Source organism: Pseudorhizobium marinum, assembly GCF_000705355.1.
Classification (GTDB): domain Bacteria; phylum Pseudomonadota; class Alphaproteobacteria; order Rhizobiales; family Rhizobiaceae; genus Neorhizobium; species Neorhizobium pelagicum.
In genome coordinates, this window is record NZ_JMQK01000023.1 from 65,180 (window position 1) to 76,583 (window position 11,404).

Genomic DNA, 11,404 nt, shown 5'->3' on the forward strand with positions numbered 1-11,404 from the left:
CTGATGAGGGGGTGAGATGGAGAGGGGCCGGAGCCCCTGCCCTCAGCCGTTCGTGACGACGGCAACCATGCGAACCAGCTTCGGATCGTAAACACGGGTCCAGTTCGTGCCGGTGCCGAGCTCAGTGTCGGTCACGCCGGATGCCGAAGCTGGCGTGCCGCTGAAGGAGACACCGCGGGGGTGCATGACCCAGTGGCGGCGGTACCAGACCGTCTCGACGCCTTCACCGTTACCGGCAGCAGCGACGCTATCGATCTCGACCGGCTTCTTCGGTCCACCCTCACCCGTGGCTTCGGCATAACCGATGGCACCACTGCCGAAGAGGTAGGACGTGTATTTGAAGCCGGAGGTGGTGCCTGCCTCGCGCGGGCACTGGTCGGACACGTAGACGATCTTGTCGTCCCACATGTTGAAGTCGAGGCCCGTTGCCGGATCCTTGAACTTCTCGATCGCACGAGCAGCACGCAGATTATAGAAGATCCGCGAGTGCATGAGGACCGCCGACAGCGTGGTGCCGTACTCGCCCAGCAGAGCATAGGCATTGGCCGCGATCTCGGCGTCCAGGTTGACGGGAGCGGTTGCACCGTCTTCCGAAGCGACATCGAGAACATTGCCCGCCATGCCGGCCGAAGCAAACACGCCTCGCATCTGCTCACCCATTATCCGCTGCTCTTCCCGGACCCAATACTCAGCGATAAGCTGGGCCACGGCATCGAGCGGATCTTCCGCCAGCATGGAGGCGACGAGGTTGGCCGACTGCCAGCCGTTGTTGCGACGGATCTTCCGGGCCATGTCTTGGCCCTGCGTCAGCTTGTTGGGCGTGGCGGTCTGTGCCGGGTCATCCGTCGAAACATTGGAGTTGCCGGTCAGGTCGTTCCAGAATGGCATCTGGACGAGGTCGCCCGGGCCGTTGGCGAAACGCTGCAGTTCAGCGTCGGTGGAGACGATCGGCGAGTTACGGATGCGCGAGAGCTGCGCAATGCGCTGGATCGTCGTGGGGAGGAAGAGCGGGCCATAGATGACGTCGCTCAGGCGAGTGGTTGCCATGTCGAGGCTCCTGTGAGTTGAAGGATGTGGGATGATTGGTTTCGGTCACCCCACTGGGCATGACCTCGTCTGTAGGCGGCGTCACTGACGCTTGCGAAATCTTGAAAGACGCATCGGCGCCGTTACTGATTCTTCAGGTCTCGCCTCTATTGTCGATGTTCCATTGACGGCCCAGAAGCAGGAAGAAGCGGTCTTGCCCAATATCGAGTTTTTAATCGCAGCCGGTTCTCCACCAACCAGCTTTACTGACGCAGTCGCTTCCGTACATGATCGCTCAGTGCTCTTGGTGGATGGCTGGACAAACGGGCGTTTAGACCAGATCAACAGGGCCAGCCGCGATGTCTCAAAGCTGTTCGACCACATTGTCGGCGCGCTGATGCGCGCGCGTGATGACATCAAAAACGGGCTGCGACCTCAGAACCAGAACTTCTCGGCGGCCCTTCGCGCACCCGCCGGTCAGATAGTCACTCCCGTGACTTCAACTCATCAGGCGGGCGTATTGCAAAGCGGGCATGGCAACGGGACGCTGCCTGCCGGTGTTGCTGCAGCTCCCGTAGCGCTCGAGCAGACGCTGAACAAAATTAAGCACCAGAACGAAGCCCAAGCTAACTTCCGGATCGACCGTGGGCGCCACATGCTGATCATCTGCGCCAACAAGCAAAATGGAAGCCCCGACTGCGTGCTGGAGTTTGATGTGCAGGAATTCTGCCGCCTTTGCCAAGCCGCATGGGATACGCTGTAGGGACAGCCTCTACCAGTTGGGCGTGACGCCGGCGGACTGTGCCATTTGGCGAGCCTTTGGAGCGTTCTCCTGGATGAGCTGCTGCTGCTTGGTCAGGTTCGGCTTCTTGCCGTTGCTGTTGTCCCAAGGGTTGTCGGTGAACGTCCTGCCGTCGCCGCCCTTGGCATCGCCGCCGGTGGCCTTCGCAACGAAGTGCTTGCCCTCGTCTGCGGACCAGTCGGCCACGAACTTCTTGAGCGGGGTCCGCTCGTCGACGCCGTCGTCAGCAAAGACGTGGAATTCGTCGTCTTCCTCGACCAGCTTCACCGCACCGCGCTCTTTGAGCAGTGCTTTAGCCGCCGGCAGAAAGTCCTTGGAGACGCCCGCTTCAATCAGAGCCTTTGTCAAGCCGTCGTCGATCAGCGTCTTGCGCAGCGTGGCGTCCAGTTTGGAAATGCGCTGCTCGAGCTTGCCCTTCTCTGTGCCGAACTTCTTCTCCAGCTCGGTCTTCTGGCGCTCCAGGCGCTCGTCGACCTTTGGCGGCTCCTTGCCTTCTGCCTGGGTGCGAAGTGTCTCGTAGGCATCGGCATCGAAATCTTCAGGCAGACCTTCCAGCCGGCTTTCTGCAGTGGTCAGCTTCTCGCTGAGGGTGCGCTTTTCACCCCGGACCCGATCGAGAGCGGACTTCAAGGCAGCGGCGCCCGGATGAGCTTCAATGCCCTCGATCGCGAGGACGAACTTGCCGTCCTTCTCCTCGTAGAGTGACCGGTGCTGCTCCTCAACACTGTCGAGGCTGTCGATGATTGCTTTCAGGGCCACTGGCCTTCTCCTAAGGGTTGTGCCTGCGCTGCAGGCATGACAGATTTTTTGGTGCCGGAATCGCTAAGTGCTTTCTCTGGCTCCATTCAACGGAGGTGAGTTGTTGAATTTTCAGGCTTGGGGGCCGTTCGACTACGACGGCGACATCGGTGCCTTCTGGCAGTCGGTAGATGCGGAGGCCGTGAAGTACAACACTGATCCGGCTGACCTTCGCAGGGCGATTGGATGCTACATGTTCAGTATCACCCGCGGCAAAAATGCCAAACCATGGTACATCGGCAAAACAAGCGCGCAGACGGGCTTCTATGGCGAGGTACTGACAGCCCACAAGGTCAACCACTACAACGCTGCTTTGGAGGCTAGCGGCCGAAAATCAGGGCAACTGGTCTTCTTCACCTTGGTGACTTCGACAGGCTACCTAAGCCGTGCCACCCGCTCGACTACCTCTCTCATCAACTGGCTTGAGCGTATGCTCATCGGTATGGCCATAGCCAAGAACCCAAATCTGAGGAATAAGCGGGATACCAAGCTGCTAAGAGAGGTTTGGGTTGAAGGTGTCTTCGGCAAGCAAGAGTTGGGGCGTCCTTTCTCTGGCGCTGTCGCGGCGAAAAAAGCTTTGCTCTAGATCGCCGTAGCCGCCGCCCTCTCCTCCTCACTGCCAAACCGCTCTTCATCAATGAGCTTCAGCTCGGCCTCGTGATCCCGCTCAGCGCTGGCGATCTCACCGCGCTGCAGGTTCTCGTAGAGCGTCTCGTAGGCAATGGCGCCGTTCTGCCAGAGCGACACGAGCGAAGCTGCCTGCTCCGGCGTCAGCGTTGCATCCACGAACGACAGGTTCGGCTTCACTGTCACCGCCTCGGGACTTTGCCCGATCATGACGGCGATGTGCCGTAGCGCCTTCTCCAACCCCTGTGCGCTGGACAACGCGATGGACGTCAGCGTTGCCGTCTCTGCCGCGAACCGGATCCGCAAGGCGTCACCACTCTCTGCCGTCTTGCTCTCGCTGCTGTTGAACAGCCTGGCGCCGGACTGGGCCGCGTTCTGCCGCTCGTCGAGGATCGCTGTCCGATGAGCTGCAATGCCCGTGCCGGCAGGACCAACGTACTTCACATCCGGCGTGCCCTGCTGGTCGCCCTGCTTGATGGCGATGACCGCTCCTGCCCCAACGGCGGATGGTGGATCTCCATTGATGACGACGAGTGTCTCCTGCCCGGTCATGAACAGCTGCCAGCGGTAGTCGGCCGAGAGCTGGTAGAGAGCAATGGCTGATCGAGCCACACCGAGCAGCGGCGGAAGCTCTGGAGCCACCGACAGATCGCGGGCGCCCATGACCACGAACGGGATCTCGGTCAGCTTCGTGTTGCCTCTGCCGGATGGCATCACCTCCCCGCCTGGCGTTCGCTCGGTCCCGGCATAGGTCTGGACGGTGTAGCTGCCTTCCCGCATCTCCAGCACGCGAAACCGCTGCTCTCGCTCCCAGCGGAAGCCCTCGCGCTTCAGGCCGCTCTCGTCGAGGACGAACATCGTACGATCGTCAGCCCAATTGATGAGAGCCTCTGCCGAATAGCCAGCGAGCCAGGGCAGATCCGAACCCTCACTGGCGGCGTCGGCCAGCAAGGCATAGCGACCAGTGGTGAGCAGCTCCGCAGTGATCCGCCGGTGAAGAGCCTCAAGCGGCAGCCCATCCTTGGTGGCCTTCTCCCACAGCGCCTGCATGGCAGACGGCATCTCGATCTGCGCCTCGGTCCGATGGATCACGCCAACCATCCCGTGCACCGTCGGATGGACGATCTCGGGGAACTGCGCCCGCTTTTGGTACGCATCGTATAGTGCCTGGCCGCCGTCATCCTGAGCTTTGAAGCCCGACGGCTGCGGCAGGTACTGTGTCCCCGCTCCCTTCACTTCCTTTTCGCCGGCGGTGGTGTCGCGCATCAGCGACCATTCTTCTGCACGTTCGATGTAAAGTGGGTGCTTCGTCTCAACGGCATCGGTCATGTAGTGATTGCTCCGTTGCCGCATACTGCTTCTTAGGACTTCAGCCCTAGTTGCGGATGGTGTTCCGCCAGATTAAGGGGACAGAAAGATGCATGACTAAATGAGGTCGCAATGCCCACTAAAGAGCACATGCTGGCACGGCATGAAGCCCACCTCGACCGCCTTGAGTATGAGCTTGGGCTTTTCACGAATGCTGGGCTGCAAACCGACCCGCCTGAGGCCAAGGAAGATCTCGTGCGGCGCATAAGGCAATCCCTAGAGGGCGAGCGAGAAATCATTGAGGTCCTCAAGCGCCTGAAGGGAGTTTCCTCCACTGTGGTTGGTGGCGCAGAACAATAGGTACTGCTGCTCATTGCAGCATCGGCCATCTTGGTCGGAGCCTCGGGTGTCGGAACATTGCCGGAGTTTGCTAGTTACTGCGGGCAGCACAGGAGGGTGTCATGACTGCGGAACATCCAGCGCCGAGCGAAATCTCAGAGAAGCCACTCGCTTACGGCAAACACTTGAGCGCGAATCCAATGGCAGCGGAGATTTGTCTCCTCTGCGCAGGCTCTGGGCTGTTTAACCGGATCAAGTGCACGGACTGCCAGGGTACTGGCGTAATCTCCGTCGTGGATGATCAGCGCCGATCCCATTAGTAGAGGCCCTTCACGGTCGTTGTTGTCGTAACCGGTGGCGACGAAATCAGCGCGTTGAACGCTCGGCTCGTGCTATCCGCGTCGTCGTCATGCGTTGCCTCAGGAAAGCTTTCCAAAGCCGTGAACCAGTCTTCATTCCAGCGGCCGCGGATTACGAAGACGTTGCCCGCCTCTGCCTGAGCGGAGAAGCCGCTGAAGCGCGTGATCTTGTCGCCGCTCTCTGGCGATGACCGAACGCTGAAGCCAGCCAGCATCTTCGTCAGGGTCGCGACTTGGCTCTTGCCGGCCTGTCCCGGGTCCTGAGGCAGTGAAATCGAGACCTGCCGTCCGTCGCCCTCCGCCGTGTTCTTGATCATCCGTTCGACACCCGCGGGCGATTGCCGATCACGCCGATGATCCGCGATGAAGTACCGCCCGTCCGGCGTCTTGCCCATCAGGGTCCCGGCTGTCCAGTCGGGATCATTGCTCTCTGTCTTCGGCGTGCCGGCCAGATCCCAGCCTCGCATCCAGCGAATGTCATACGGTGCGGCGTCGACGACCTGGCACCAGGCGCGCTGGAAGTAGAGGCCAGCTGCGGGCCGGATCTTCCAGTTGCCGCCGAGGAGGCGCTCCCGCTCTACAGTCGGCAATGCCATCAGGCTTGCCAGATAGCTCGGATCAGCCGCCATCAGCGCTCGATTGTCGCTGAGCTTGGCCGGAATGAACGTCACCGACTTCGGAGGGATCGGCGCGTCCTCGCCGTCCTCGTTTGGAGCGGTGTAGTGCGCCAGGTCCGCCGGGCTATCACCCCAGATCAGCGCATCGCCTATACGGACGAACCAGCGCAAGACACCGGCGCGCTCCGGTATCGGGAGGCCGGTATCCGGGTTGATCCACCAGCTGATGAACTCGGCCACCCAGCTATCGGCATCAGGGTTGCAGGTGGCTCTGATGTATGGCCGGACCCCGCTCATGGATCGGTTGCGGCTGACCATGTACCAGAACTGCTTCGCGCTGAAGTGCGTCAGCTCGTCGAAGCAGATCAGCGGGATCTGCGAGCCCTGCCAGTTCAGGACCGTCTTGTCGTGCTCCAGGTGAGCGAACGAAACCGACGCGCCGGACGGAAAGCTCCACTGCAGCACATGCTCTTTCGGAGCCGCGCCGATGGCTGGGTAGAGCTTCTCGCTCTCGTCCCACAGCCCACCCTCGTTCCGAACCTGCACTGTCGACCGCCGGAAGAACACGGCGCCGAACTGCGAGTTGGCGATGTGGCGTAGCGGCTCCATGAGGAGCGCCCAGGTCTTGCCGCCACCGGCACTGCCCCCATAGATCGCGATGTCGGCCGGCGAAGCAAGGAACGTCGTCTGTGGGCCCGGTTGCGGCCGCATGATCGTCTGGGCTGCCGCGCCCTGCTCAGCTCCTGCCATTGTCGGGCAACTGGAAGATCGTCACCGGCGACACTGGCACCGGTAAATCCTTCCCGTCCTTCCCTGTCAGTTCGCGGCGATTGGTGTAGCTGCCGCCAACTTCCTCGGCTGCCTGCTTCAGCAGTGAGGACGCGAGGACCATGTTGCCCTGGGTCTCTGCCTTGTCGGCCATCCGCTGGAGCGCACGCAATCTCACCGCCCGGTGACTTATAGCAATGGACGCAGTGTCTTCGAGGAAGGTCTTGCGGGTTTCCTCGAATAACAGTCGGAAGCGCTGAGATAGGCGCCGTCCTGCGATTTTGGTCGGGTCGTAGGCTTCAACGGCCTGCGGACTGATGACGACGTCGAACTCAGACTTGACTGCCTTTGCAACGATCGAGGGGGCATCAAAGCAGGCAAGCGCCTGCACTACATATGTTTTCACCTCAACCGAGTACTTTGGGTTTGCCATGGTTTATAAAGGCTCCGTCAAGGCACGCGCAGGAGGAACCCGTGGAAGATCCCGATTTAGAACGTCGCGCTATGCGGCTCTGGAAGAAGGAGAACCCCGCTCGACCGTGGCTTCCGGTAGCGCATCGGGTTGAACCGGGACAGGATCTGTCGACCGGTGCGACCGAGGAGGATCGCGAAAGATACCGTGAGCGCATCCGGAACGGTGAAATGATCTAGGCTACCCGCAGGTGGCACGTCCCGCATGCATGTTCGATACGAGCACGGGCAATCTCAGGTGGACGGTTGGCTGCGTCTACAATTTCACGGACACCGGAGGCTTCTGCCCCATAGCGTCGGACGACGCCGACGAACTGCTCGACGTCATGTCCCCGTATGGTGAACACTGGCGCGCCTGTGCTCTTGCTGAATTTCGGGGCGCCGAATGCATCGACATCCTGGGCGGCGTGATAGAGCTCGTGCTCTACCAGAGCCATGAACTCGGCATCCCCGCACTGCCGGCAGTAGTCGGCATCAAGCGTGATGATGAAATCCGGCACAGACCCGAACCAGTCGGTGACCTGCTGGACTGCGCGAGCGCGCGACCATTTGCCCATTGCACCCTGTGGAGATCCCGTTTCGCACTGGCCGATAACCCGGCGGCCTTTGCTGTTGTTCTCGATCACGGTCCAGAGGAAGCCGATGTGAGCGTGCGCGAGGTGGGCATGGTCGGGGTTGGCTACCGGCGAGGCTTCATCGAGGAAGGTCACCTCTACCCATTCTGATACTTCAGGCGCCGAGACGAATGCCTGGCTCCCTACTTCAAACATCGCTTCTAGTGGATATGGTCTACCAACCTTCATCTCTTGCCTTTGGCGAGGACCTAGGTGAACCTGTTGCGCCGAACTTGCTTGGACCCGGCAGAGGTCAACCTTTGGAGGACTAGATGAACCAGGCCAATCCCACGTGCCTAGAGTTCAATGAACCAGAAAAAAACTCTGACAACGACAGAAGGGTTCGCTGAGATCGTATGCGGTAGCTGCCGCAGGCTCCGGATCAGCGGGTCGCGCGATCACGCGAGTCAAGCTGGTTGGTTAGCCAACCTGAGCGACGTCCACTGGGCGAAAGGCGTAGGTGTAAATGATGGAGGTATTACTAATCCTTTAGGGGCATTTGCTGGCGCGTTAGCGGAGCGGTTTTTTTCTCACAGCACAGTCAAGGGCTGGTTGGATAAATTCTTGTCTGGTGGCATTAGCTTGGCGAGGGCAGTCAGATGGTCGTTTCGAAAATTCCTGACCCTGGCCAAGCTACTTTTTATATTATGCTCGGGATACTTGATGTTATTTCTCTCTGTCTTCCTGACGATCACAGCATTTATTGGGGTAATGACAGGAGAGGTGGACACAAAGCCATTCGGGATTACAGAAGCACTCGCTATCGCACTTTGCGTCATGGCGACAAATCTTGTTTTGTACTGGATAATCGGACGGACATACGTTCGTTTCCGCAAACGTAGCCAGCGGGCAAATGAAGCCCTACCCCCTCCGATTTGACCCCCTCTGCAAAGGACGACGCCCTTAGTGAGGGAGGTCGGGGATGAATTAACAACTGTATACTCGTGTAAACTTGGACTATTTAGGTATACATCGTCTTCTAGACACATTTTTGCACGCATGTTTTGATGCCTCCTTTGGACGGAGGCGGCGCAAGATGATAAATTGCAAATATCTTGTTACGGCTGCGCTTTGCCTGCTTACTGGCTGCGCATCATATTCCCCGCAAGAAGTCGCTCAGCCGACCGATATTTCCTTGAACAAAGCAACCAGCGAAGTCGCAGTTGCTTTGCACAATCTGGAAGCCGCTTATCCGCCAAACAAAAGAATTGGACTGATTGTTGATGAGGTCACTATAGAGTTCAATGTAACGGCTGCTGCCACCGATGGAGGGATACAGCAATTAAATCTTGCCAACGTTCCTCTACAGGGGCCGGGAGGGACCTTTGGCGCGAGCCTTCAAGGTCAACAGACCGCGAATGCCAATAGAGGCAACATAATCACGGTTAAATTTAAGAATATTGCGACGGCGGATATGACCAAAGGGGCGTTCCGCGCCAGCGGTTCTTCAGGAGGTAGCTCGGGGGGGGGCACCAACGTCACTCTTGGCCAAAACAACCAACTTTCTGAGCCGGTCAGCAAACCCTCTCAGCGGGACACATCCGGACCGAAGAGTACCAATTGCGGCCGATTCAACTGCACGCTGGGCGGAAATCCTGAATTGAAGGACCGATAGCCTGTCGACATCATCTCTTACGAGGAAGCTGTCATTGGTCCGGGCGTACTGGTGAGTGTAATGAGCGTCACCAGAAGAAGTGTTACTTTGGCATTCACGCCGATGACATATGAACACGACTGCTCATGCAATTGCCAGCCCCTTCGTCGGCTGCGAACTATAGGCAAATTTCTCATATGGAGCGGGAGGCGGACCTCTGCCTACTGGGCCGTCGAGTATTCCCTTTGCTCTAGCAAGGTCCGACTGAACACCCAAACTACCCGCGCTCACTGCGGGGCGTGCGACGGAGATTGAACGTCTTGTTCCGGGCGTTCTTTAGGCCTGGCATAGGTCAAGCACTTTCGTGGTACTGCAGTCGCGTTTTCTCCACAGCTCTCGCCCAGTCTGTGGAGATCGCTGGTTTCTCCTCAATTCCCGGGTGCCTGGCTGGCGACTCGCCACAACGATGTGTTCCTCTTCCTCTGCAACCAAAGAAAAGGAGATGACGCATGGTGCTGTATAACGATGCCAAATACCTAACTCAGGTCGAGCACAACAACTTCCAGCAGGAGCGGTCGCCGGGATGGGTTCCCCCGGACTCTGGGATTTATCGGTGCGTTCATTGCGGCGACGAGATCGCAGCAAACAAGGGAAACCCACTGCCGCCTCAAAACCACCACCAGCACAATCCGCCGGCGCCTATCCGATGGAAGCTTGTGGCGGTGGCGGTTCAGAAGTGATCCGCACAGAAAAACCCGCCCCGATTGACGGTCTGGGCGGGCTGTGTGGGGCGATACACCCGATCTAGTCCGGCTTTCGCCGGTAGGACCGCTCTACACGGCCTTGGCCTCATATCATGATAAGATAGAGAACCATCAACGTTGTGAAGACACACAGGAAAAGCCTGCTCCAGTAGTACGTGTTCCGGATTTCCCTCGTGCATCTAGGGTCCCTGATGTCCACAAACACGTAGTGCATTCCGTGGACCTTCACCCCAAGCGCCTTCGCCTTGAGCGCGTTCCGGACGTAGACGACGTAGCTGGCAGTGCTGGCGCAGAAGAGCACCAGAAAGAAAAACAGTCTGAAAAACCCCTCGCCTATCATGCCGCCTCCTGGCGTTCAGCGTTTCCCTCACGCGGTCTGGCGTTCTTAGCCTCGGCCCTCATCTTGTTCAATTGAAAGAGGCGGCTCATAAGAGAACCGACCTGGTCGTCTGCCGCCATTACTGGCGAGGCTTGCTCACCGCTGTGGTCGGACTACCGGGAGTAAGGCGAATTGCAGTACGCCCTTACGCCGACACGCGGCACGTAGGTATTGTCAGATGCCCGATAGGTCCGGTACCGATCCGAGCACCACTGAATGTGACGGCTACTCACGACCTGTCCTCGCTGTGGCGGGTTGTTGATTGCACCGCCGATGATCGCGCCTGCTCCGAACGCAGCGAGAGGATACCACCAGCCATCATTGTGGCGCCGATAGCCTCGACGGTAATCTCTCGACCCCCTGTGGCCTCGGTAGTGGCCGCGCCGATCATCGCGGTGCCGCTCGAACCGGCGACGGTCATGTCGTTCGAAGTGGCGACGGTCGCGATGGTCTCTCCGGTACTGTGCCTGTTCGACAGAAGAAGCGACCTCCGGCACACTGACTGAGGGCAGTACAACGGCATCAGCAGGGGCGATCGAGGTCGCAAACATCATGGCGCTGATAGCGCCGGCGGTTAGCGTCTTACCAATATTGAACAAAGTGGATCCTTTCACTGAACGCAGGTGAACTAGTCCAGTGATGTTCGGTTCCCACGCCTGAACCTAAGCTTAACGCCTCTTGGGAGGCCCCAGGTCATCCTAAGTGGCCGCTCCGGCTATGCCGTCCGCCTCACCTCGATGCCGCCTCCTGGCGTTTTCCCGCTTCACGTTCCCGGCGGCGGGCGTTCCCTAGGAACATCACCTTCAGCCAATGGTTCGAACGTTTTGGGAGGTAGCGAAGTGAACGTCTGGTTTTCGCGGCTGGTACTACTGGCCCTTGCGGTAGCTCTGATAGGCCTCGTCTTCAGTGTCAATCGGCGCGGAAAGTTGACCCCATAT

The 11,404-nt window shown here is 59.0% G+C and carries 14 protein-coding genes; 6 read left to right on the top strand and 8 right to left on the bottom strand.

Translation table 11 applies throughout. From position 1 onward, the window contains the following. Window positions 1–42: 42 nt before the first annotated feature. The gene (locus tag EO99_RS0121430; protein ID WP_029620623.1) at window positions 43–1,047 is read right to left on the bottom strand and encodes a hypothetical protein; all 1,005 of its coding nucleotides are present in this window, start codon (window positions 1,045–1,047) and stop codon (window positions 43–45) included. A gap of 91 nt (window positions 1,048–1,138) precedes the next feature. Here EO99_RS0121430 and EO99_RS0121435 point away from each other — a divergent pair, with 91 nt between their 5' ends. Beyond that, window positions 1,139–1,789, top strand: a complete 651-nt coding sequence (locus tag EO99_RS0121435) for a hypothetical protein (RefSeq protein ID WP_156034938.1) — start codon at window positions 1,139–1,141, stop codon at window positions 1,787–1,789. A 9-nt stretch (window positions 1,790–1,798) separates the two neighbouring features. Here EO99_RS0121435 and EO99_RS0121440 read toward each other — a convergent pair whose 3' ends face one another. Next, the gene (locus EO99_RS0121440; RefSeq protein WP_029620625.1) at window positions 1,799–2,587 is read right to left on the bottom strand and encodes a hypothetical protein; all 789 of its coding nucleotides are present in this window, start codon (window positions 2,585–2,587) and stop codon (window positions 1,799–1,801) included. A 100-nt stretch (window positions 2,588–2,687) separates the two neighbouring features. Here EO99_RS0121440 and EO99_RS0121445 point away from each other — a divergent pair, with 100 nt between their 5' ends. Then, window positions 2,688–3,212: a hypothetical protein gene (locus tag EO99_RS0121445; RefSeq protein WP_029620626.1), complete on the top strand. Its 525-nt coding sequence runs from the start codon at window positions 2,688–2,690 to the stop codon at window positions 3,210–3,212. Here the strand turns inward: EO99_RS0121445 and EO99_RS0121450 are convergent. Further along, window positions 3,209–4,582, bottom strand: coding sequence for a DUF4055 domain-containing protein (locus EO99_RS0121450; protein ID WP_029620627.1), 1,374 nt, complete (start codon window positions 4,580–4,582; stop codon window positions 3,209–3,211). The two genes, EO99_RS0121445 and EO99_RS0121450, sit on opposite strands and share 4 nt — an antisense overlap. Before the next feature lie 111 nt (window positions 4,583–4,693). Here EO99_RS0121450 and EO99_RS0121455 point away from each other — a divergent pair, with 111 nt between their 5' ends. Further along, window positions 4,694–4,921, top strand: coding sequence for a hypothetical protein (locus EO99_RS0121455; protein WP_029620628.1), 228 nt, complete (start codon window positions 4,694–4,696; stop codon window positions 4,919–4,921). Between the two features lie 295 nt (window positions 4,922–5,216). On the opposite strand, the gene terL is transcribed toward EO99_RS0121455, so the two are convergent. From terL to EO99_RS28345, 3 genes are all read right to left on the bottom strand, one after another. Further along, window positions 5,217–6,626 carry a phage terminase large subunit gene (gene terL, locus EO99_RS0121460; RefSeq protein ID WP_051680015.1) on the bottom strand — a complete coding sequence of 470 codons (1,410 nt, stop codon included), beginning with the start codon at window positions 6,624–6,626 and terminating at the stop codon, window positions 5,217–5,219. Continuing rightward, window positions 6,613–7,077: a DUF2280 domain-containing protein gene (locus tag EO99_RS0121465; protein ID WP_029620630.1), complete on the bottom strand. Its 465-nt coding sequence runs from the start codon at window positions 7,075–7,077 to the stop codon at window positions 6,613–6,615. Before EO99_RS0121465 ends, terL begins: the two co-directional genes overlap by 14 nt. Before the next feature lie 214 nt (window positions 7,078–7,291). Then, a complete protein-coding gene (locus tag EO99_RS28345; protein WP_029620631.1) occupies window positions 7,292–7,918 on the bottom strand; it encodes a putative metallopeptidase in 627 nt (208 codons plus the stop codon). A 117-nt stretch (window positions 7,919–8,035) separates the two neighbouring features. Here EO99_RS28345 and EO99_RS27655 point away from each other — a divergent pair, with 117 nt between their 5' ends. The 3 genes from EO99_RS27655 (at window position 8,036) to EO99_RS0121480 (ending at window position 10,063) form a co-directional block, all read left to right on the top strand. After that, entirely contained in the window at window positions 8,036–8,608 is a 573-nt protein-coding gene (locus EO99_RS27655; RefSeq protein WP_156034942.1) for a hypothetical protein, read from the top strand. A 256-nt stretch (window positions 8,609–8,864) separates the two neighbouring features. Beyond that, on the top strand, window positions 8,865–9,344 hold the full coding sequence (locus tag EO99_RS27660) for a hypothetical protein (RefSeq protein WP_156034944.1): 480 nt from the start codon (window positions 8,865–8,867) through the stop codon (window positions 9,342–9,344). Between the two features lie 488 nt (window positions 9,345–9,832). Continuing rightward, the gene (locus EO99_RS0121480; protein WP_029620632.1) at window positions 9,833–10,063 is read left to right on the top strand and encodes a hypothetical protein; all 231 of its coding nucleotides are present in this window, start codon (window positions 9,833–9,835) and stop codon (window positions 10,061–10,063) included. 109 nt (window positions 10,064–10,172) lie between these two features. Here the strand turns inward: EO99_RS0121480 and EO99_RS0121485 are convergent, their stop codons facing one another. Next, entirely contained in the window at window positions 10,173–10,427 is a 255-nt protein-coding gene (locus EO99_RS0121485; protein WP_029620633.1) for a hypothetical protein, read from the bottom strand. A gap of 152 nt (window positions 10,428–10,579) precedes the next feature. Next, window positions 10,580–11,020: a BA14K family protein gene (locus EO99_RS0121495; RefSeq protein WP_077067143.1), complete on the bottom strand. Its 441-nt coding sequence runs from the start codon at window positions 11,018–11,020 to the stop codon at window positions 10,580–10,582. Between the last annotated feature and the right edge of the window lie 384 nt (window positions 11,021–11,404).

Coding starts and splice junctions, on each gene's coding strand:
- terL (WP_051680015.1), bottom strand. CDS start 6,626: ATGGCAGGAGCTGAGCAGGGCGCGGCAGCCCAGACGATCATGCGGCCG.
- EO99_RS0121465 (WP_029620630.1), bottom strand. CDS start 7,077: ATGGCAAACCCAAAGTACTCGGTTGAGGTGAAAACATATGTAGTGCAG.
- EO99_RS27655 (WP_156034942.1), top strand. CDS start 8,036: ATGAACCAGAAAAAAACTCTGACAACGACAGAAGGGTTCGCTGAGATC.
- EO99_RS0121450 (WP_029620627.1), bottom strand. CDS start 4,582: ATGACCGATGCCGTTGAGACGAAGCACCCACTTTACATCGAACGTGCA.
- EO99_RS0121455 (WP_029620628.1), top strand. CDS start 4,694: ATGCCCACTAAAGAGCACATGCTGGCACGGCATGAAGCCCACCTCGAC.
- EO99_RS0121485 (WP_029620633.1), bottom strand. CDS start 10,427: ATGATAGGCGAGGGGTTTTTCAGACTGTTTTTCTTTCTGGTGCTCTTC.
- EO99_RS0121480 (WP_029620632.1), top strand. CDS start 9,833: ATGGTGCTGTATAACGATGCCAAATACCTAACTCAGGTCGAGCACAAC.
- EO99_RS0121495 (WP_077067143.1), bottom strand. CDS start 11,020: ATGATGTTTGCGACCTCGATCGCCCCTGCTGATGCCGTTGTACTGCCC.
- EO99_RS0121430 (WP_029620623.1), bottom strand. CDS start 1,047: ATGGCAACCACTCGCCTGAGCGACGTCATCTATGGCCCGCTCTTCCTC.
- EO99_RS28345 (WP_029620631.1), bottom strand. CDS start 7,918: ATGAAGGTTGGTAGACCATATCCACTAGAAGCGATGTTTGAAGTAGGG.